This is a genomic window from Streptomyces populi (assembly GCF_002911015.1).
In the GTDB taxonomy this organism is placed as follows: Bacteria; Actinomycetota; Actinomycetes; order Streptomycetales; family Streptomycetaceae; genus Streptomyces; species Streptomyces populi.
Map to the genome: position 1 here is coordinate 1 of NZ_KZ626947.1, position 21,014 is coordinate 21,014.

Here is a 21,014-nt window from a genome sequence, read left to right on the forward strand (position 1 = left end):
TCAACAGCTGCGAGGGGCTGGGCTGCGAGGTGGTGCTCGAACCCCGCGAGGAGGGCGGGAACAACGGCCACGTCTGGCAGTTGCCGACACGCCTGAAGTACTCCAACGTCAAGCTCTCCCGGCCGCTGACCCGGGACACCCAGAAGGTGGCCAAGTGGTTCGCCAGCATGACCACCGGGTTCGCCCGCAAGACCGCGCACATCGAGGCGCGCACCGGCGACGGCGTGATGGTCGCCCGCTGGGGCCTGCTGGAGGTGGTGCCGGTGCGCTGGACCGGGCCGACGTTCAACCCCGAGTCGCCCAAGGTCGCCACCGAGACCATCGAGATCGCGCACCACGGCTACATGATGGAGCCCGGGGCATGAGCGGGCCCGTGGCGTTCAGCGCGGCGGGCGGCGGCGCGAAGTCGGCGTCGGCCGCGGGCGGCAACGCGCGGCCCAAGCTGGAGCACGCCTACCTCGAACTGCGCACCCCGCCCTCGGGCGGCAGCCTCACCCCCGGCGGCCCCTGCGGCAGGATCGACTTCCAGTTCAACCCCAAGGAACTCAGCCTGGGCAAGTCGGCGTCCTGGAAACGCACCCCCGCCAAGGGCGCCAAGAGCGCGGGCCCGCCGGAGTACCAGGGACCGCAGCCCAGCAAGCTCACCGTCGAGATGTTCTTCGACGCCAGCGACACCCAGGACACCAGTGTCGTCAAGGCGGTGGAGAGCCTGTTCGCCTGCTGTGTGCCGACCAACGAGACCCGGCAGGCGCAGCGGTCCTCACCGCCCTGGGTGGTCTTCCACTGGGGAGGCATCACCGGCTTCCCCGGCTACGTCAGTCAGGTGCAGGTCAAGTACACGCTGTTCACCACGTCCGGGGTGCCGATCCGCGCGGTGTGCCAGGTGACGATGGAGGAGATCAGCGGAGAGACGGCCGGCCAGAACCCGACCTCCGGGGCGCTGACCGCCCGCCGTGTCCACCGGCTCCGCGCGGGCGACACGTTGCAGGGCCTCGCCTGGGCCGAGTACGGCGACGCGGGGGCCTGGCGGGCCATCGCGGAGGCCAACGGCATCGACGATCCGATGCGGCTGGCCGAGGGGCGGGAACTGCTGCTCCCCGCGGCCGACGAACTGGACGCGGTACCGGGCGGGGCGACGCAGCCCCTCGCGTACGGGGCCGGGGCGTCCGGCGGCCGGAGGGACGTCTGATGGCCCACGACACCGTCGCCAAGAGCCTGGTCGTGGAGATCGGCGGGACCCGGCTCCCCGCCGACCTCGCCAACACCCTGGTGGACGGCTACGTCGACGACAGCCGGACGCTGCCCGACACGTTCTGCCTGCGGTTCCGCGACCCCGGCCGGGTGCTGATCGACAAGGCCGGCCTCAAGATCGGCTCCGAGGCGCGGCTGCTGGCCTCGTCCGGAGCGGGCGGCTCGCCGAAACCCCTGCTCAAGGGCGAGGTGACCGCGCTGGAGCTGGACTTCGACGAGACCGGCACGTTCACCGTGGTCCGGGGCATGGACAAGGCGCACCGGCTCTTCCGGGGCCGCCGGGTCGCCGCCTACCAGAACATGACCGTCGCCGACATCTGCCGCCGCGTCGCCCAGCGCGCCGGGCTCTCGACGGGGAGGATCGACGTCTCCGGACCGGTCCTCGAACACGTCGCCCAGGCGAACCTCTCCGACTGGGAGTTCCTCCGCGGCCTGGCCGAGGACGCCGGAGCGCAGGTGTACGTGATCGACGGCGCCCTGCACGTCACCGGCCCCACCGCGGCGTCCGGCGCGCCCGGCTCCTCGGCCCGCGCCGACCGCGACCCGCTGGTGCTGGAACTCGGGAAGAACCTGCTGCGCTGCCGCGCCGGGGTGAGCGCGGCCGACCAGGTCTCCCAGGTCCAGGTGCGCGGCTGGGACACCAGGACCAAGCAGGCCCTGGTCGCCACGGCGGACGCGGGCCGGGCGGACACCTTCCAGCTGGGTGCCTCCCCGGCGGACGCGACGAGCCCCTTCGGCAAGGCCGACTTCCTCGTCACCGACAACACCTACGGCGCGCAGGCCCGGGTCGAGCAGGTCGCCAAGGCGCTGGCGCAGCGGATCGCCGGGTCGTTCGCCGAGATGGAGGCGGCCATCCAGGGCAACCCCGAGGTCCGGGCCGGCGGCGCGGTCGCGCTGTCCGGGGTCGGCGCCCCGTTCGAGGGCCGGTACACCGTCACCTCCTCCCGGCACGTCTTCGACGCGCACCGCGGCTACGAGACCTGGGTGACCGTCTCCGGACAGCAGGAACGCTCCCTGTCGGCGCTGGCCGGCGGCGCCACGGGCCGGGCGGCCAGGCTCCCCGAGATGGACGGCGTCGTCATCGGGGTCGTCTCCGACACCAAGGACCCGGACAAACTCAGCCGCGTCAAGGTGAAGTTCCCCTGGCTGTCCGAGGACTACGTCAGCGACTGGGCCCGTTGCGCGCAGACCTCCGGAGGAGGCGGCAAGAACGGCAAGGGGACCTCCGCGTTCGTCCCGGAGGTGGGCGACGAGGTGCTGGTCGGGTTCGAACAGGGCCGGCTCGACCGCCCGTACGTGCTCGGTTGCCTCTTCAACGGGCAGGACAAGCCGTCCACGGCGAGCGGCGAGCTGATCGACGGGACCAGCGGCGCCGTCAACCGGCGGACGTTCTCCTCCCGCAGCGGCAACCAGCTCGAACTGCTCGACAACGCCTCCGGTCCGCAGGGCGTACGGATGGTCACCGGCGACGGCAAGCTCACCATCGACCTCGACCGCAAGGGCACCAAGATCATCGTGCACAGCGACGGCACGGTGGAGATCGACGCCAAGGACAAGGTCACCGTCAAGGCGGGCAACGGCGCGCTGATGGACGCGGGCAACGGCACCCTCGAACTGACCGGCAAGTCGGTGAAGGTGACCGCGCAGACCGGCGTGCAGGTGGACGGCGGCAGTGGCCAGGTCGGGCTCGCGACCAGCGGGAGAGTGGAGGTGAAGGGCGGCCAGGTCGCGGTGAACGGCACCGCGCGCACGGAGATCAAGGGCGGGGCGACCTGCACGATCAACGCGGGCCTGGTCCGGATCAACTGACGGGGCGGCACGTGGCGGGCACGGCACCCGGCACGACGGTCACCGGCCCCACGACTCCCCGCCCACGACTCGACCCCCCACCCCACGACCGGTCCCGGTCACGACGAACAGCCGACGAAAAGGAGCCTTCTCCATGCCACCCGCCGCTCGCGTCGGCGATCCCACCGGTCACCCGGGGACGGTGGGCCCGCCCGGCGCGCCCACCGTCCTCATCGGCGGCATGCCCGCCGCCACCGTGGGCACCACGCACGTCTGCGCCTTCCCGCCGCCCGCCGTGCACCCGCCGTCCGTGATCATCCCGCCGGGGTGCCCCACCGTCCTGATCAACGGCAAGCCCGCCGCCCGCATGGGTGACACCGCCGCCTGCGGGGCTCCGATCGTCGCGGGCTGCCCGACCGTCCTGATCGGCGGGTGACCGGCTGATGGGACAGCAGTTCGTCGGCGCGGGCTGGGCGTTCCCGCCGCGCACCGACGCCACCGGGAGCATCGCCCTGGTGCGCGGCGAGCGGGAGATCGAGGAGTCGATCCGGCTCGTGCTCGCCACCTCCCCCGGGGAGCGCCCCATGCGGCCGGAGTTCGGCTGCGCCATCCACGACTACGTGTTCGCCCCCGCCGACGCCGGCACCGCGGGCCAGGTCGCCTACGAGATCAGGCTCGCCCTGGACCGCTGGGAGCCGCGGATCGAGGTCGTCGGCATCGACGTCCGGTTCGACGCGGTGGAGGACGGCGTGCTGTACATCGACATCAGCTACACCGTGCGGGGCACGAACGACCCCCGCAACCTCGTCTTCCCGTTCTATGTGATTCCCGCGCACGAGGAAGGTACGGGCCCGTGACGCTGCCCAGCCCCCATCTCGACGACCGGCGGTTCCAGGGGCTCGTCGACGACGCCAAGAGGTTCGTCCAGCAGCGTTGCCCCGAGTGGACCGACCACAACGTCTCCGATCCGGGCGTGACCCTGATCGAGGCCTTCGCCACGATGGTCGACCAGCTCCTCTACCGCCTCAACCGCGTGCCGGAGAAGAACTACCTGGCCTTCCTCGACCTGATCGGCGTCCGGCTGCACCCGCCCACCGCCGCCCGTACGGACGTCACGTTCTGGCTGTCCGCGCCGCAGCCCGAGACCGTCCGGGTCAGGGCCGGCACCGAGGTCGCCACCGTGCGCACCGAGACCGAGGAGGCGGTGGTGTTCACCACCGTCCGCGACCTCCCGGTCGTGCCGTGCGGGCTGGCCCGGCTGGCCACCTGCCCCGCCGGAGGCGGAGCCGACGACCGTACGCAGGAACTCGCCCTCGGCCGTGACGTGCCCTGCTTCGACGCCGAGCCCGTCCCCGGCGACGCCCTGTACGTCGGCCTCACCAACCCCGTTCCGGCCGGGGTCGTCGTGCTGCGTCTGGACTGCCGGGTCGACGGCGTCGGCGTCGACCCGCGGCGCCCGCCGCTGCGCTGGGAGGCGTGGGACGGCACGGCCTGGGCGCGCTGCGACGTGGAGGAGGACAGCACCGGCGGCTTCAACCGCCCCGGCCAGGTGGTCCTGCACCTGCCGGGCAACCACGCGGAGTCCACGATCGCGCGCCAGACCGCCGGCTGGGTGCGCTGCCGGCTGGTCCCCGCCGAGCCGGACCAGCCCACCTATCTTCAGTCGCCGACCATCCGCGAGGCCGAGGCCTTCACCATCGGCGCCACGGTCGAGGCCGTGCACGCGGAAACGGTGACGGACGAGGTCCTGGGCCTGTCCGAGGGAGTGCCCGGCCAGTCCTTCCAGGTCGCCCGGCCCCCCGTCGTCCCGGGCGACGAACCCTTCGTCGTGGAGGTGGCGGACGGCTCGGACTGGTCCCAGTGGCAGCGCGTCGACGACTTCGCCCACTCGGGGCCCGGCGACCGGCACCTGACGCTGGACCCGAACTCCGGCCGGGTCGACTTCGGTCCGGCCGTCCGCGAGCCGGACGGGACGGTCCGTCACTACGGTGCCGTGCCGGCCAAGGGCACCCCGGTGCGGATCCGCTCCTACCGGACCGGCGGCGGCAGCCGGGGCAACGTCGCCAGGGGGACGCTGCGGATGCTGCGCACCTCGCTGCCGTTCGTCGCGCGGGCCGAGAACCGGCGGGCCGCCGTCGGCGGGGTCGACGGGGAGAGCGTGGAGAGCGCCAAGGTCCGCGGCCCCATGACACTGAGCACCCTGCACCGGGCGGTCGTCCCGCGCGACTACGAGGTGCTGGCGCGGGAGGTCGCCCCGGACGCGGCGCGGGTCGCCTGCGTACCCGCGGGGGAGGGCGAGGAGGGCGGGGTACGGCTGCTCCTTGTGCCCGCCGTACAGGGCGACGCGCAGGGGCGGCTGCGCTTCGACGACCTGGTGCCGTCCCGGGAGACGCTGCGCAGCCTCGCCGACTACCTGGACCAGCGCCGCCCCATCGGCACCCGGCTGGTGGTCGAGCCGCCCTACTACCAGGGCGTCACCGTCGTGGCGTCCGTGCTGGCGGCCCGCGGCGCGGCGGCGGAACCGGTCCGCACCGCGGCGCTGGCCGCCCTGTACGGGTATTTCAACCCGGTCACCGGAGGCCCGGACGGGCAGGGATGGCCGTTCGGGCGGCCGGTCCACGCCGGTGAGGTGTACGCCGTCCTGCAACGGGTGCCGGGCGTCGACCTCGTCGAGGACGTCCGGCTCTTCCCGGCCGACCCGCTGACCGGACAGCGCGCCGAACCGGTCACCAGGCTCGTGCTCGACCCGCACGCCCTCGTCTTCTCCTACGAGCACCAACTCCGAATGCGGGAGGCCTGAATGCGCGGAACAGTCGAGGGACTGCCCACGCCCCATCCACTCGTCTACCAGCTTCCCGCGGTGTACCTGGGGGAGGACTTCGTCCAGCGGTTCCTCGGGGCGCTGGACGACGTGCTCGCGCCGGTGCTGCTGACCATCGACAACCTCTCCGCCCATCTGGATCCGCGAACCGCCCCGGAAGACTTCCTGGAGTGGACGGGCGCGTGGGTGGCCGCGGACCCGGCCCCCGGCCGGCCGGCCGAACAGCGCAGGGCCGCGGTCCTCGGGGCGATGCGACGGCACCGCAGACGGGGAACGAGGGGCGGACTCGCCGAAGCCGTACGGCTGGAGTTCGGCACGGAGGCGGAGATCGAGGAGACGGGCGGCACGTCGTGGTCCGAGACGGCACACAGCCCCCTGCCCGGGGAGACCGGTGCCGCGCCCCGGGTCACCGTACGGGTGCGGGTGGCCGACCCGGACGCCGCGGGCGCGGAACGGCTGCGGCGGCTGGTCGCCGGTGAGGTGCCGGCGCACGTCGGGTACGACACGGAACTGCTGCCCCTCAAGGAGGCGTCATGAGCGGCCCCGCCGGACCGGCCTGCCCGGACTGCGGCCACCACAACGCGCCGGGCACGGCGTTCTGCACGTCCTGCAACGCCTTCCTCGAGTGGGAGCAGGACGGCGCGGGCTCCGCCGGGGGCGACCAGGCTCCGGCGACGGCAGCCCGCGCGGCCGGCGCGGAGCCCGCGGTCGCCGGCCCGACGGGGCCCGCTCCGGCGGCACCGGACGCGAACGGGCCCGCGCCGTCCGTCCGGACGGCGGCGGTCGGCCGTCCCGCGCCGGAGCCGACGGCCACCCGGACCGATCCCGTCCCGCCCCGGCCGGAGACCTCGGCACCCGTTCCCCCGCGGCCCCGGACACCGCCGCCCGGTTCCGCACCGGAGCGGACCGTCCCGGGTCCGGCGGTCCCGTCCGTTCCCGCGGGACCGGCCGAACCGGTCCGGCCCCGGACGCCCACGGAACGCGGGGCCTCCGGCACCGTACGACGGCCCGGTGAGCGGCCGGCGGACCCGGACGACCTGCCCGCCTCGCCGGACGCGCAGGACACCACCGCGACCGCGCCCCCGGCCCACGACCTGATCTGTCCGGCCTGCGACCGGGCCAACCCGCGTACCCGCACCCTGTGCCTTCGCTGCGGCGCCGTTCTCGACGCGGCCGTGGTGGAGGAGGAGCGGCTCTCGTGGTGGGCGCGGCTGCTGCGGCGGTTCCGCCGCCGCCCGCCGCGCCGGCTCGAGGCCGGGGAGCGTCCCCGGGTCCGGGCATGGCGACGGCCGAGCCTGGCGATCCCGGTCACCCTGGCCCTCCTGCTCGGCGGCGGCTACCTCGCCCGGCCCCACCTGAGCGGCCTCATCGACAGCCTCCGGAACAAGACGGCCGAACCCACCCCTGTCAACCCGAAGTTCGCGAAGGCGTCCAGCCACCTCAAGAACCACGGGCCGAACCTGGCCTTCGACGGGGCGAACAACACCTACTGGGCACCCGCGTCGGCCGGCGCGGGCACGGGGGAGGAACTGGAGGCACGCTTCGAACAGCCCGTCACGCTCGAGCAGCTCATCATCCACACCGGGGTGTCGGTCAACAAGGACGAGTTCCTCAGACAGGCCAGGCCGTCCGTCCTCGACGTCGAGCTGAGCGATCCGGGCGGCCACGTCACGAAGAAGCGGCTCGACCTGGAGGACAAGCCGGGGCCGCAGACGCTGGACCTCGAAGGGAAGGACGTCAGCTCGGTGCGGTTCGTCGTCCGGTCCGGTTACGGGGCCGAGGCGAAGAACCGGCACACGGCGATCCTGGAGGTCGAGTTCTTCGGACTGCGATGACATCGGTGCGGGACGCCCGTCATCGAGGCGTCCCCTCGTGACGGCGTCCGGCCCGCGCCGCGCGGCGGAGCAGGGGTTCGGCGGTCGCGGGCCCTCGTGCCCGCCGCTACATCGGATGGGGGAGCACTCCGGACGGCGGGAGGCCCAGGGAGGCCAGCATCGCCGAGTAGCCGCTGCGGGCCCGCGCGCTGTCGGCCGCGAGCCCGGCGGTGTCGCACGCCTGGATCAGCACCCGCCACGCGGCGTCGCGGTGCCCGTCGATCTCGAGGCAGCGTTCGGCCGCGTCCGCCGCCTCCACGGGCCGGTTCTGGCCGAGACGTATCTCGGCCAGGGCCACGGCCGCACCGGCCGCTTCCCGGCGCAGCCGTTCCCGGTCGGCGACCACCCACTCGGCCTGTCCGTCCCCGGGCAGCAGCTCACCCCCGTAGTGCTCCAGAGCCGTGCGGAACGCCTCGGCCGCCTCCTCCGGCCGTCTCTGCGCCCGGGATCTTCGCCCGTCGCGCACCGCACGCTCGAACGCCGCGACATCGCTCACGTCACCCGGCGCCAGCACCAGCCGGTAGGAGTCGCCCTGCCGCGCGATGAGCCGCGAACCGCCCCTGGGACGTTCCGGTTCCAGGAAGGAACGCAGACTGGAGATCGTCACCTGGAGGTTGTGCAGGGTGGACGGGGTCGTCACCCCGTCCCAGAACGCGAGCAGCAGATGGTCACGGTGGACCGCCTGCCCGGCGCGCACGGCGAGGAGCCGCAGCAGTGCCTGTGCCCTGGGGCGCAGCTTGGCCCAGTCGTGCGCGCGCCCGGCCAGGGTGAACTCGAAGCCGCCGAGGCAACGCACCGTCAGACCCGGCGGCGACGGCGCTTCGTGGGCGCGCGGGGACGCGGTGGTGTGCTGCCCGCCGCCTCTGGTTCTTCCGGTCGCCGCCGTGCCGTCCCCGGCCGGGGACGCGAGGGCGGTGAGCCAGGAGCGCAGCCCGGACACCGGCAGTCGCGCGGACCGGGCCGTCGACCAGGCGGCCTCCTGCAACTCGGCCCGGTTCGCCGCGTCGGGCGTCGCCACGGCCATCGCGCCGATGGCCAGCGCACGGGCGCCGGGTACGCCCGCCGACCGGGCGAACGCCTCCGCCTGGGCGGCGCGCTGTTCCGCGTCCGGCAGCTCGTGCGCGGCCTCCACGACGGCGAGGGCGGCCCGGCCCCACGCCTCCAGCGTGCCCCAGCCCAGTGCCCGGAACCGCCGCACGGCCTCCTCCAGCTCGCCGATGCCGGGACGCCCCCGCCACACCGAGCGCAGGCACACGGCCGATACGGCGAGCGCCGCCCCTTCGGCGTCGCCGAGACGGGTGCACTCCTCCAGCACGACGACCGGCTGTCCGGCGTCCTCGGGGTGAGGCCCCAGGCCCAGCAGGCACCGGGCGGCACGGCTCAGCCACAGCAGGTCCAGTCGTTCGGCGTCGTACGCGATCCGCTGGAGCTCCGGGTAGGGGACCGGCCCGGCCGGGCCCGCGGCCAGCACGGCCAGCACCACCCGTACCAGCTGCCCGGACAGTGCGACCAGGGCGTCTTCCGTCGCCTCCGCCAGGGCCCGGCGCACGGTGTCACCGGCCGTCCCGTCACCGGACAGGGCGGCGGCGACGCCCTGGACGAGGAGGGCGGCGGAGCTGCCGGCGCCGGCCTCGGTGACGCGCCCGTCGCGACGGCCGGGGAACACGTCCGGAGTGCCCGCGACGACGGCGCGCAGCGGGTCGGCCCAGTCGGCGTTCCCGAGGCGACGGCGCACCGCCGCCGGCGGCGGGTCCTGCCGACCGCCGGAACCGGCACCGATCCGGCCGCGCAGCCGCGCGAGTTCGACGTCGGTCAGCGCACGGGTGAGCCGCGCGCGTAGACATGCGCGGAGCAGGGGCTCGGCGACGTACGTGTGTCCGTCCGGGGCGGCGCGCAGGACCCCGTGCTCGTGAGCCAGGGAGTACAGCATCTCGGCGCTGTCGGCCCGGCCGGTCAGCGCGTGGCAGGCGTCGGCGGTGAGCCGGTTCAGCAGACAGGTCTCCGTCAGGAAACGTCCGAGACGGCCGGGGAGCGGGGCGAGCACCTCCCGCTCCAGGTATGCGCGGCCGAACGACCCGTCGGCCAGGATCTGCTCCTGACCCGCGTCGGGGTCGGCCGCCACGGCTCTGCCGAACAGTCTCAGCATCGCGGCCCGGCCGCCGGTGGCCCGGACCAGGGGCACCGCGATCCCGGGGCGCAGGGCCGTGCCGTAGAGGCGCGGGAACAGCTGCTCGACCTCCCAGGAGCGGAAACGCAGCGCGTCGGCGTTCACCACCGTCGCGCTCGACGCCTCCACCGAGGCCACCGGCAACTCGGCCGAGGGGCGCGTTCCGATCAGGACCAGCGGGTGCGGCAGTGCCAGCTGGCCGAGCCGGACCGCGAGCGCCTGCGCGGCCGACGAGAGCAGGTGCATGTCATCAATGACGATCAGCCGTCCGGCCGTTCCGCCGTCCCCGGTGTCCCGGCGCCGCGGCATCTGCTGGATCGCGCCGGACGCGCCGACGAGCTCCGCCGGTGCGTCCGGCGGGTACCCGAGTGCGGTCAGCAGCTCCCGCCGGCCGGCGCCGGGCCGGGCCTGGTACCACGTCACCGGGCCCGGATGGGCCCTGGCCGCCTGCGCCAGCAGTGCGGTCTTGCCGAAGCCGGGAGGGGCGACCACCAGGCCCGACGGGCAGCGGCTGAACTGCTCGGTCAGCCGGCCTCGGGGCATGGTCTCGGAGGCCGGAATCCGGAACGTGGTCCACTGCTGCGCCGGTAAAAGACTCGTCATATGTCTTGATCTCCGTGTACCGGGCGCTCTGACGCGAGTGTCCCGTTTCGGCTATTTCTTCTTTTGTGCTGTTTTTGGTATTTCAATGCCCGTCAGGTTACGGGGTGTGGGGCTTGTGTGTCCTTGGGGTGTCATTTTCGTGCTTTCCCTCATCCGGAGTGCCCGGAAACGGCCGACGGCAAAGAGAATCCCGTTCCGTCCCGGGTGGCCCGAACCGATCGTGTCCGCTGGGGTGGCACCGACGGCCGAGCCGCGGCCGTCGGTGGCCGTCGGTCGTCGTCGCGTACCTCCGGACGGCCCCGAGACGGCCCGGCCTCCACGCGCGAACGGCCCAGGGAACCGCTTCTTCGAGTGGTTCGGGCTTCCTCGGCGGGGATCCGGGCGGCTCGCGCCATAGATAGATCAAGAAGCGCCCCATCGTGCCCGGGAGGCACTCATGCCAGTCACGATCGACGGATCGGCCAGGGTCAGGAACGGCCAATTTCAATTCGCTGGATCTCTTGACGGCACCATCTACATTTTCAACGGGGTGATGAACCCCGATCCAGGCACGTGCATTGCCCAGGCCGCCACGCTGGAGGTCGACGACGTCGCGTCCCTGAGCGGTACGACGACCTTCGAGGGCAAGGTGGACGCGGGCTTCGAGCTCTCCTTCGCCGCCAACGACGCGAAGCTGTCCGGCGAGGCCGATATTCCCCCCTCGCTGCCCACGGCCGTAAGAGGCGCGGGGTACTGGTTCCGGGAGGCGAATTCCTAGCCGTGCCCGGCCGTACGGCTGCCGGGCCGCCGGGCCGCCGGGCCGCCGGGCCGCCGGGCCGCCGGGCTGCCGGGCTGCCGGGATGTCGTGGGAGGAACGGAGCGGTGGCTCGGTGCGAGCCGTCGACGGCCGTTCGCGGTGCGGGCCCGAAGCGGCCGTCGGCCGTGCTCCTCCGGCACCGGAGGAGCACGGCCGACGGCCCGCAGGCGGCCCGGGGGAGCGGAAACCCGCTGTGACCCGGGGCGGTGTCACATGTTGATCATGTGACCGGCCAGCCCGTGCACGGCCTCCTTCACCGCCTCGCCGAGGGTCGGGTGCCCGTGCACATTGCGCGCGACCTCGTGGACCGTCAGATCCCATTGCTGAGCGAGCGTCAACTCCGGCAGCAGCTCGGTCACTTCGGGGCCGATCAGATGGGCTCCGAGGAGTTCGCCGTGGCGCGCGTCGCTGAGGATCTTGACGAATCCCGCCGTCTCGCCCAGGCCGTGGGCCTTCCCGTTCGCCGTGAACGGGAACTTCGCCACCTTGACGTCGAAGCCCCGCTCGCGCGCCTGCGCCTCGGTCCAGCCGAAACTGGCGATCTGCGGCTGGCAGTAGGTCGCGCGGGGGATCATCACGTAGTCGAGTTCCATCGTCTCCGCGTCGCCGATCGTCTCGGCGGCCACGATGCCCATCGACTCGGCCGCGTGGGCCAGCATCAGCTTCGCCGTCACGTCACCGATGGCGTAGATGTGCGGCACGCTCGTGCGGCACCGGGCGTCGATGTCGATCGCGCCGCGGTCGGTGAGCTTCACCCCGGTGTTCTCCAGCCCGTAGCCCTGTACGCGCGGCTGGAACCCGATCGCCTGGAGCACCTTGCCGGTTTCCAGCGTCTGCCGCTGGCCGCCCGTGGTCACCATGACCTTGACCCTGTCCCCGGAGTCGTCGATCGCCTCGACCCGGGTGGAGGTCAGCACGTTGATGCCGAGCCGCTTGTAGCGGCGGGTCAGTTCGGCGGAGACCTCCTCGTCCTCCAGCGGCACGATCCGGTCGAGGAATTCGACGAGGGTGACCTGCACGCCGTAGTTGTGCAGGACGTAGGCGAACTCCACGCCGATGGCGCCCGCGCCCGCGATGACGATGCTGTCCGGGAGGGTGTCCGACAGGATCTGCTCCTCGTACGTCACCACGCGCTCGCTCAGTGAGGTTCCGGGGAGCAGCTTGGTGGTGGCACCGGCGGCGATGATGCAGTGGCCGAACGTGACCGTCTCCGTTCCGCCGTCGGACAGGGCGACGTCGAGCGTGCGGTCGTCGCGGAAGGTGCCGCGGCCGGTGTACTGGGTGATCTTGTTCTTCTTCATCAGGTAGTGGACGCCCTTGACGCGACCGTCCGCCACCTTGCGGCTGCGGGTGAAGGCCGCCCCGTAGTCGAAGCTCACCTCACCGCTCACCTGGATGCCGAAGGTCTTGGCCTCCTGGGTGAAGATGTGGGCGAGCTCCGCGTTGCGCAGCAGCGCCTTCGACGGGATGCACCCCACGTTCAGGCACACGCCGCCCCAGTACTTCTCCTCGATGATCGCCGTGCTGAGTCCGAGCTGGGCGGCCCGGATCGCCGCGACATATCCTCCCGGGCCGGCGCCCAGGACCACCACGTCAAAGTGTGCGCTCATGGCGGCCAGCCTAGAGCGCCACCGCTCTCGGTGACGGGACGGGCACGGCCGTCAGGACCCGGGGCCGCGCACGCCGCGGAACGCGTACGGGCCGGCTCCCCGCGGGGAGCCGGCCCGTACGCCGGGCGTCAGACGAGGTCGAACCGGTCCAGGTTCATGACCTTGTCCCAGGCGGCGACGAAGTCCTTCACGAACTTCTCCTTCGCGTCGTCGCTCGCGTAGACCTCCGCGAGGGCGCGCAGCTCGGAGTTGGAGCCGAAGACCAGGTCGGCACGGGTACCGGTCCACTTCAGCTCGCCCGTGGCGGCGTCCCGGCCCTCGAAGGCGTGCTGGTCCTCGGAGGTGGACTTCCAGGTCGTGCCCAGGTCGAGCAGGTTGACGAAGAAGTCGTTGGTCAGCACGCCCGGGGTGGTGGTGAACACGCCGTGGGCGGACTGGCCGGTGTTGGCGCCGAGCACCCGCAGACCGCCGACGAGGACGGTGGTCTCGGGGGCGCTCAGGGTGAGCAGGTTCGCCTTGTCGAGCAGCAGGTACTCGGCCGGCAGGCGGGTGCCCTTGCCGACGTGGTTGCGGAAACCGTCCCAGGTCGGCTCCAGGGCGGCGAACGACTCGGCGTCCGTGTGCTCCTCGGTCGCGTCCACCCGGCCCGGCGTGAAGGGGACCTCCACGTCGAAGCCCGCGTCCTCGGCGGCCTTCTCGACCGCGGCGGCACCGCCGAGGACGATCAGGTCGGCCAGGGAGACCTTCTTGGCGCCGGAGTTGAACTCCGCCCGGACGCCCTCGAGGACGCTCAGGACGTGACGCAGCTGGTCGGGGTCGTTCGCCTCCCAGCTGCGCTGCGGCTCCAGACGGATGCGGGCGCCGTTGGCACCGCCGCGCTTGTCGCTGCCGCGGAAGGTGGAGGCGGACGCCCACGCGGTGGACACGAGCTGGGAGACGGACAGGCCGGACTCCAGCAGCTTGGCCTTGAGCGCCGCGACGTCGGCGGCGTCGATGCTCTCGCCCTGCGCCTCCGGCAGCGGGTCCTGCCAGATCAGGGTCTCCGCCGGGACCTCCGGGCCGAGGTACAGCGACTTCGGGCCCATGTCACGGTGGGTCAGCTTGTACCAGGCGCGGGCGAAGGCGTCCGCGAACTCGGCGGGGTTCTCGTGGAAGCGGCGCGAGATCTCACCGTAGATCGGGTCGAAGCGCAGCGACAGGTCGGTGGTGAGCATCGTGGGGAGACGCTTCTTCGAGGGGTCGTGCGCGTCCGGGATGATCGCCTCGGCGTCCTTGGCGACCCACTGCTTGGCGCCGGCCGGGGACTCGGACAGCTCCCACTCGTAGCCGAAGAGGATGTCGAAGAAGTCGTTGCTCCACTGGGTGGGCTTGGTGGTCCAGGTGACCTCCAGGCCCGAGGTGATGGCGTCCCCGCCCTTGCCGGTGCCGAAGGTGCTCTTCCAGCCCAGGCCCTGGTCCTCCATGGTGGCGGCCTCGGGGTCGGCGCCGACGTTGTCCGCCGGGCCCGCGCCGTGGGTCTTGCCGAAGGTGTGACCGCCCGCGATCAGGGCGACCGTCTCCTCGTCGTTCATCGCCATCCGGCGGAACGTCTCACGGATGTCGCGGGCCGCGGCGATCGGGTCCGGGTTGCCGTTCGGGCCCTCGGGGTTGACGTAGATGAGGCCCATCTGGACGGCGCCGAGCGGGTTCTCCAGCTCGCGGTCGCCGGTGTAGCGCCGGTCGTCGAGCCAGGCGGTCTCGGGACCCCAGTACACGTCCTCGTCGGCCTCCCAGACGTCGGCGCGGCCGCCGCCGAAGCCGAAGGTCTCGAAGCCCATCTGCTCCAGCGCGACGTTGCCCGTGAGGATCATGAGGTCGGCCCAGGAGATGGACTGGCCGTACTTCTTCTTGACCGGCCACAGCAGACGGCGGGCCTTGTCGAGGTTGCCGTTGTCCGGCCAGCTGTTCAGCGGCGCGAAGCGCTGCTGGCCGCGGCCGCCACCGCCGCGGCCGTCGCTGATGCGGTAGGTGCCGGCGCTGTGCCAGGCCATGCGGACCATCAGCGGGCCGTAGTTGCCGAAGTCCGCCGGCCACCAGTCCTGCGAGGTGGTCAGCACCTCGGCGATGTCCTGCTTCACCGCCGCGAGGTCGAGGTTGCCGAACGCCTCGGCGTAGTCGAAGTCGGCACCGAGCGGGTTCGCCACCACGGGGTCCTTGGCGAGGATCTTCAGGTTGAGCCGCTCCGGCCACCACTGGCGGTTCCCGCCGCCCTGGGTCGGGTGCGGAGCGCGGCCGTGCGCGACGGGGCAGCCGCCCGCGGCCTCCGTTTTCGCGTCGGTGACGATCGCGTCGTGGTTCTCAGACATGGGAATCCTTCCGGACAAGCCGATCTCGGTGCTCAGCGACTGCGGGTGGGGGGAGCGGCCGGGGCGGGCCCCGGCGGGAGGCCCCGGAACCGCCGACGGGGTCGACGGGGAGGCCGTGGTCTTCGGACGGGAACGGGCGAAGGGGCCGGCCGGCCGCACGGCCGGGGGCGGGGACGCCGTACACGGCTCGAGCCGGACCGGCTGGACCGGTCCGAAACGGGGTACGCATCCCGCCACGGTGAGCGGACGGAGGGCTGTGTGCGACGTGCTGGGAGATGTGGCGCCGGGTCGCCCGCCTCGGCGGCGACCGTGCCGTCGCCGAGGGGGTCCCGGGTTCCGGGAGGGGCCCGGGCTGCGTGTCACGGCGGCCGTCACCCGCAGACCTGCGCCGTGTGGTTCCACGGCGGTGGTCCCGACATCTGCGTCTCTCCTGCCCGTACCGAAGTCTTCTTGTCCCTTGGCCAGTGCCAAAAGCGATCCTACAATGGACAGAGTCCAAGTCAAGAAGGGCACCAGATCCATATCCGATCGGATCCAGGATGCGCACAGATAAACTGCGGGCTCCCACTGACCCCGAAAAGGTGAACCGACATGAGTGACCTGCTGGAGCGACTGAGAGGGCGCGGCTGGCGCATGACCTCCCAGCGGCGTGTCGTTGCGGAGGTCCTCGACGGCGACCACGTGCATCTCACGGCCGACGAGGTGCACGCCCGCGCGGTCGAACGGCTGCCCGAGATCTCCCGGGCGACCGTCTACAACGCCCTGGGGGAACTGGTCTCGCTCGGCGAGGTCATCGAGGTCTCCACCGACGGCCGGGCCAAACGTTACGACCCCAACGCGCACCACCCGCACCAGCACCTGGTGTGCTCCAGCTGCGGCACCGTCCGTGACGTCCACCCGACCGGCAACCCGCTGGCCGACCTCCCGGCGACGGAACGATTCGGTTTCACGGTGGCCGCCGTCGAGGTCACGTACCGGGGTCTGTGCCCTTCGTGCGCGTAGGGCCCACCCGGATGCCGGATGCCGGCCGATGACCCGTCGGCGGTGATCCTTCCGGCGGCAGACCCCGCGGCGGCCCACCCCGCCGCCTAGGCTTCCGCCGTGAACGAGATCGATGGGGACACCTCGGGGCCGATACGGATCAGGCCGGGCGGCGGGGGCGAACTGGTCGCGTTCTACGAGCGCCAGGGCTTCACCCCCACCGAGCCGTTCCTGTCCGGGACCTGGCCGGGCCAGGTGCTGGCCCGGCGCGTCGGCGTACCGCCCGGGCGGAGCGGTCAGACGAGGTAGTCGGCGACCAGCTCGGCGAACTCCTCCGGAGCCGCGAGTCTGACCCCGAGGGTCTCGGCCTTGGCGCGCTTGGACCCGGCGCCCTCGCCGGCGACCACCAGGGTCGTCCTCTTCGACACGCTGGAGGACGAACGGCCTCCGGCACGCTCGATGAGCTCGTTCATCTGGTTGCGGCTGAGCTGCTCCAGGGCCCCGGTCATCGCCCCGGTGACCACCACCGTCATCCCGGACAGCGGACCGCCGTCCGCCGCGCCCGACTCCGCGTCCGTGCCGTCCGCGCTCTCCGCGCCGTCCTCGCCGGGCGCGGCGGGCGGGGTGGCCCCGGGCTCGGTCATGTTGACCCCGGCGGCGACGAGCCGGTCGATGAGCGGGGCGAGTTCGGCCAGCTCCGCGACGATCGAGGGAGCCTTCTCCGTGCCGATGCCCTCGACCTGCTGCATCGTCTCCGCGTCCGCCGCGCGGACCGCGTCCATGGTGGCGAAGTACCGGGCGATGCGCCGGGACATGGACCGGCCCGTGCCGCGCACGCCGAGCGCGCACAGCACCCGGGACAGCGGCCGGCCCTTGGCCGTCCCGATCGCCGCGAGGAGGTTGTCGGTGCTGGTCTCGCCCATCCGCTCCAGACCGAGGAGCTGCTCACGGGTCAGACCGAACAGACCGGCCAGATCCGTCACCAGGCCGGCCTCGACGAGCTGGACGACCCGGGTGTGACCGAGACCCTCGATGTCGAGCTGGTCGCGGCCCGCCGCGTACGAGAGGGCGGCGACCAGACGGCAGTTGCGGCCCTGCTCGCAGCGCCAGCGCTGCTCGCTGGTGTCGATGGCGGATCCGCAGTTCGGACACGCCTCGGGGAAGGCTATGGCCTGCTCCTCGCCGGTACGCAGATGGGCGACGGGCGCCTCGATGCGGGGGATGACGTCCCCGGCGCGGTGGACCATCACGTGGTCGCCCAGCCGCAGATCGCGACGCGTGATGTCCGCCGGGTTGTGGAGGGTGGCGTACGTGATGGTCGAGCCGTCGATCTCGACCGGCTCCAGCACGGCACGCGGCGCGATGATGCCGGTGCGGCCGACGTTCCACTCCACCGCCAGCAGCCGGGTGATCTTCTCGACGGCCGGGAGCTTGTACGCGATGGCCCAGCGCGGCGCGCGTGAGCCGGACCCGGCGGCCCGCTGGTCGGCCGCCAGGTCGGCCTTGACGACGATCCCGTCGATCCCGAACGGCAGCTCGGCGCGCAGCGCCCCGATCTCCTGGACGCGGGCCAGGACCTGCTCGGCGTCGGCCGCCGTGACGCCGGGGACGGCCGTGCTCGCGGTGGTGTTCAGGCCCAGTTCGGCCGCCCGCGCCATCAGTTCGCTGTGGGCGAGTTCCTCGAGCCGGGCGGCCGTGTCCGCGTCGGTGCCGGGCACCGGCAGCAGTCCGTAGCCGAAGAAGGTCATCGGCACGGTGTAGGCGCGCTCCCTGGCGCGCAGCGTGCCCGCCGCGGCGTTGCGCGGGTTCGCGAACGGCTGCCCGCCGTGCGCGGTGCGGATCTCGTTGGCGTGCTCGAACTGAGCCGTCGTCATGAGGACTTCGCCGCGCACCTCCAGCGTGAGGGGCTCGGTGAGTTCTCCGGGCAGGCCCTCGACCGTCCCGATCGCGTGCGACACGTCCTCGCCGGCGGTGCCGTCCCCCCGGGTGATCAGCCGGGCGAGCCGGCCCTGGTGGTAGCGCGCGGCGATGGCCAGGCCGTCGAGCTTCGGCTCGACGCTGAATCGTTCCGTCTCGTGACCGGTGCGCCGGGCCAGCGAAGCCGTCCAGGCGGTGAACTCCTCGGGCGAGAAGACGTTGTCCAGGCTCAGCATCGGCACCGTGTGCGGGACGTCCCCCTCCACGGCGCCGCCCGCGACCTTGCCGCTGGGCGACTCGGGCAGCACCTGGTCGGGATGCGCGGCCTCCCACGCGGCGATGCCCCGCACCAGCCGGTCGTACGCGTCGTCGTCCAGCGCGGAGGTGCCGCCCTCGTAGTAGGCGGCCGACGCCTTCAACGCGTCCTCGACCGCCTGCGCGTAGGCGACGGCGTCCACGATCACTGCAACAGGTGTTGTCATGCCCGTCATCCTGCCTGCCACCACTGACAATGCCCTCCGGACGCCCTCGCCCGGGCACGCACTTCGGGCGATGCGGGCAACAACGCCACGCGGAGGTGACAGGGGCCCCGGGGGTGAAGTAGACCTGGGGACCGGGCGGAATCCGCGCCTCCCCCCGCGGCGTCCCGCCCCAGCCTCACCAGCCGACTTCAAGGAGTGGCCCATGCTCGCCGCGCTCGGTCTCGATCCGGCCGAGGAGGAGATCTACCGTCTCCTGGTGGCGCGTGGACGGGCGGCCGTCCACGAACTGGCCGTCCACAGCGGCCGCCCCGAGTCCGAGGCGCGTGACGTCCTCACCGCCCTGGCCGGGCGCGGCCTCGTCGTCCCCCAGCCGGCCGAGGGCGCGGCCACCCTGTTCGTGGCCGCGCCGCCCGCGGTCGCGCTCGGCGGAGAACTGCGGCGCCGCCGCGACGAGTTGAGCGCCGCGGAGCACGCGGTGCTCACCCTGGCGGAGCAGCACCGCACGGGTGCGGAGGGCGGCGTGGTGGAGGTGATCAGCGACATCGGCGCGGTACGGCACCGGTTCCGGCAGCTCCAGGAGTCCGCCCGGCACGAGGTGCGGTCGATGATGGTGCCCGAACAGCGAGTCGTCACGCGCGACGACAACACCGCGGAGGGGGCCGGGATCCGCCGTGGTGTGCTCTACCGGACGATCCTGCACCGGGACGCGCTGACCGAACCGGGAGTGGTCGCCCAGGCCCTCGCGGTGCTGGCGGAAGGACAGCGGATCGGGGTCGCCGACGCCGTGCCGGTCAAGCTCATGATCGCGGACCACGACCTGGCCATGCTGCCCCTGTTCAGCGGCCGCAACACCGCCGCCGCCTCGGTGCTGGTGCACCCCGGCGGACTGCTGGACGCCCTCGTCGCCTATTTCGAGCTGGCCTGGGAGCAGGCGTACCCCCTGTCGCCCCATACGGCGGGGGACGGGCTCGTGGAGCAACGCCCGGACGAGATAGACGAGTTCGACGCCCGGATGCTGGCCCTCGTCCTCGCCGGACTCACCGACCAGGCGGTCGGCGCACGCCTCGGTGTCTCCCGCCGCACCGTGCAGCGGCGCATCGGCGAACTCATGGCGCGGGCCGGCGCGGAGAGCCGTATCCAGCTCGGCTGGCACGCCGCGCGCAAGGGCTGGGCCTGACGGTCCGCCCGGTGGCCGCCCCGGGCGTCAGTGCCCCCGGACGGCGGGTGAGGCGTGCGCGGACCGGGTGACGACGAGATCCGGTTCGCGCGGACCGGGAGGCAGGCCCGTGCCGACGTCGGCCTGCCGCAGTTCGGCCAGCAACTCGGTCTGCCCCGCGAGCAGTTCGGTGAGGATGCGGCGGGCGGCGCGCAGCAGTTCGGCGACGTCGCCGCCGGCCAGCGCGTAACTGACGGTCGAACCCTCGCGGATGGACACCACGATGCCCGAGCGGCGCAGCACCGCCAGTTGCTGCGAGAGGTTGGACGGTTCGACCTCGATCTCGCTGAGCAGGTCGCGCACCGAGACGGGGCCGCTCTGCAACAGTTCCAGGACGCGGATGCGCACAGGGTGGCCGAGCATCCGGAAGAACTCGGCCTTGGCCTGGTAGAGGGGAACCTGCCTGTTCAAAATCGTTCGCTCCCTGCCGCCTGGGGACGGGCTGTTTCTCCGGCTGGTGCGGTGGCTGTCCGCGTGCCCGCCGCGAACGGTGCCTGAAGGACCGATCCTGGCGGCTCCGCCTCCGCACGCCCACGTGATTGACTCCATCTGGATGTACCTAATTGAAGAAGTCTTCAAGTCGTGGGCATGCGAAGGCGCGGAGGGCGTGGCTGTCTACACCTCTAGTTCGGCTTCGATGCGTGCGAGCTGATGGCGGGCCATGGCCAGGTTGGACGTCGCCTTGTTGAGCACGAGGTACAGGAACAGCCCGTTGCCGTCACGGCCCGTGAGCGGCCGGATCAGGTGGTACTGACCCGAGAGCGTGATGAGTACGTCCTCGATCTTGCTCTTGAGCCCGAGGTGCTCCATGGTGCGCACCTTGGCCCGGACCACGTCGGTGTTGCCGGCCGCGGCGACGTTCAGGTCGAGATCCTTGCCGCCCCCCAGCGTGCCCAGTGCCATGCCGCTCGTGTAGTCGACGAGGGCCACGCCCAGCGCGCCCTCGATCGACGTCATCGTCTCCTTGAGGGAGATCTCCACATTTGCCATACCGATGTCTCCTTCGGGTCACCGCGCGGACGGAGGGGTTCCCGACCGGCCGGTGACCCGGACCCTACGGACCGTCCGCGCCGGGCGGCCGGGTTGTTCCGGGACTGACGGAAGGAGCACCGAAGAGCATTTCGGAAGGCCTGGAATTGATCGCCGCTGACTGGTGGGTGATC

General features: G+C 72.5%; 18 protein-coding genes. 12 read left to right on the top strand and 6 right to left on the bottom strand.

Annotated features, from left to right (window positions below; genetic code table 11):
* The 8 genes from CW362_RS34665 to CW362_RS34700 form a co-directional block, all read left to right on the top strand.
* Nucleotides 1-365 (top strand): phage tail protein (locus CW362_RS34665; protein ID WP_103553584.1); only part of this gene is annotated, 365 nt, incomplete at its 5' end.
* The gene (locus tag CW362_RS34670; RefSeq protein ID WP_103553585.1) at nt 362-1,189 is read left to right on the top strand and encodes a CIS tube protein; all 828 of its coding nucleotides are present in this window, start codon (nt 362-364) and stop codon (nt 1,187-1,189) included. The genes CW362_RS34665 and CW362_RS34670, both read left to right, overlap by 4 nt.
* Complete coding sequence (locus CW362_RS34675; RefSeq protein WP_103553586.1) at nt 1,189-3,060, top strand: VgrG-related protein; 1,872 nt, start codon at nt 1,189-1,191, stop codon at nt 3,058-3,060. The genes CW362_RS34670 and CW362_RS34675 overlap by 1 nt, the downstream gene beginning before the upstream one ends.
* Before the next feature lie 133 nt (nt 3,061-3,193).
* Entirely contained in the window at nt 3,194-3,475 is a 282-nt protein-coding gene (locus tag CW362_RS34680; RefSeq protein WP_103553587.1) for a PAAR domain-containing protein, read from the top strand.
* A gap of 7 nt (nt 3,476-3,482) precedes the next feature.
* Nucleotides 3,483-3,896 (top strand): GPW/gp25 family protein, encoded by a 414-nt coding sequence (locus tag CW362_RS34685; RefSeq protein ID WP_103553588.1) that lies wholly within the window; start codon nt 3,483-3,485, stop codon nt 3,894-3,896.
* Entirely contained in the window at nt 3,893-5,839 is a 1,947-nt protein-coding gene (locus tag CW362_RS34690; protein WP_103553589.1) for a putative baseplate assembly protein, read from the top strand. The genes CW362_RS34685 and CW362_RS34690 overlap by 4 nt, the downstream gene beginning before the upstream one ends.
* On the top strand, nt 5,840-6,397 hold the full coding sequence (locus tag CW362_RS34695; RefSeq protein WP_103553590.1) for a phage tail protein: 558 nt from the start codon (nt 5,840-5,842) through the stop codon (nt 6,395-6,397).
* On the top strand, nt 6,394-7,695 hold the full coding sequence (locus tag CW362_RS34700; RefSeq protein ID WP_103553591.1) for a discoidin domain-containing protein: 1,302 nt from the start codon (nt 6,394-6,396) through the stop codon (nt 7,693-7,695). Before CW362_RS34695 ends, CW362_RS34700 begins: the two co-directional genes overlap by 4 nt.
* Before the next feature lie 106 nt (nt 7,696-7,801).
* On the opposite strand, the gene CW362_RS34705 is transcribed toward CW362_RS34700, so the two are convergent.
* Nucleotides 7,802-10,504 carry an AfsR/SARP family transcriptional regulator gene (locus tag CW362_RS34705; RefSeq protein WP_162684323.1) on the bottom strand — a complete coding sequence of 901 codons (2,703 nt, stop codon included), beginning with the start codon at nt 10,502-10,504 and terminating at the stop codon, nt 7,802-7,804.
* A 532-nt stretch (nt 10,505-11,036) separates the two neighbouring features.
* Between CW362_RS34705 and CW362_RS34710 the strand changes: the two genes are divergently transcribed.
* Nucleotides 11,037-11,261 carry a hypothetical protein gene (locus CW362_RS34710; RefSeq protein ID WP_162684324.1) on the top strand — a complete coding sequence of 75 codons (225 nt, stop codon included), beginning with the start codon at nt 11,037-11,039 and terminating at the stop codon, nt 11,259-11,261.
* A 248-nt stretch (nt 11,262-11,509) separates the two neighbouring features.
* Here the strand turns inward: CW362_RS34710 and lpdA are convergent, their stop codons facing one another.
* Together lpdA and katG are read right to left on the bottom strand one after the other, a co-directional pair.
* Nucleotides 11,510-12,910, bottom strand: a complete 1,401-nt coding sequence (lpdA, locus tag CW362_RS34720) for a dihydrolipoyl dehydrogenase (protein ID WP_103553595.1) — start codon at nt 12,908-12,910, stop codon at nt 11,510-11,512.
* A 128-nt stretch (nt 12,911-13,038) separates the two neighbouring features.
* Complete coding sequence (katG, locus tag CW362_RS34725; protein ID WP_103553596.1) at nt 13,039-15,255, bottom strand: catalase/peroxidase HPI; 2,217 nt, start codon at nt 15,253-15,255, stop codon at nt 13,039-13,041.
* Between the two features lie 591 nt (nt 15,256-15,846).
* On the opposite strand from katG, the gene CW362_RS34730 reads away from it, so the two are divergent.
* Together CW362_RS34730 and CW362_RS34735 are read left to right on the top strand one after the other, a co-directional pair.
* Nucleotides 15,847-16,257, top strand: coding sequence for a Fur family transcriptional regulator (locus CW362_RS34730; RefSeq protein ID WP_037624328.1), 411 nt, complete (start codon nt 15,847-15,849; stop codon nt 16,255-16,257).
* A 99-nt stretch (nt 16,258-16,356) separates the two neighbouring features.
* Entirely contained in the window at nt 16,357-16,545 is a 189-nt protein-coding gene (locus tag CW362_RS34735; protein WP_103553597.1) for a hypothetical protein, read from the top strand.
* Here CW362_RS34735 and ligA read toward each other — a convergent pair.
* On the bottom strand, nt 16,533-18,644 hold the full coding sequence (gene ligA, locus CW362_RS34740; protein ID WP_103553598.1) for an NAD-dependent DNA ligase LigA: 2,112 nt from the start codon (nt 18,642-18,644) through the stop codon (nt 16,533-16,535). The two genes, CW362_RS34735 and ligA, sit on opposite strands and share 13 nt — an antisense overlap.
* A gap of 193 nt (nt 18,645-18,837) precedes the next feature.
* On the opposite strand from ligA, the gene CW362_RS43550 reads away from it, so the two are divergent.
* Entirely contained in the window at nt 18,838-19,812 is a 975-nt protein-coding gene (locus tag CW362_RS43550) for a helix-turn-helix domain-containing protein (RefSeq protein ID WP_162684325.1), read from the top strand.
* 27 nt (nt 19,813-19,839) lie between these two features.
* On the opposite strand, the gene CW362_RS34750 is transcribed toward CW362_RS43550, so the two are convergent.
* Nucleotides 19,840-20,262, bottom strand: a complete 423-nt coding sequence (locus CW362_RS34750; RefSeq protein WP_276313727.1) for an ArsR/SmtB family transcription factor — start codon at nt 20,260-20,262, stop codon at nt 19,840-19,842.
* A gap of 204 nt (nt 20,263-20,466) precedes the next feature.
* On the bottom strand, nt 20,467-20,841 hold the full coding sequence (locus CW362_RS34755; RefSeq protein ID WP_037624324.1) for a hypothetical protein: 375 nt from the start codon (nt 20,839-20,841) through the stop codon (nt 20,467-20,469).
* Between the last annotated feature and the right edge of the window lie 173 nt (nt 20,842-21,014).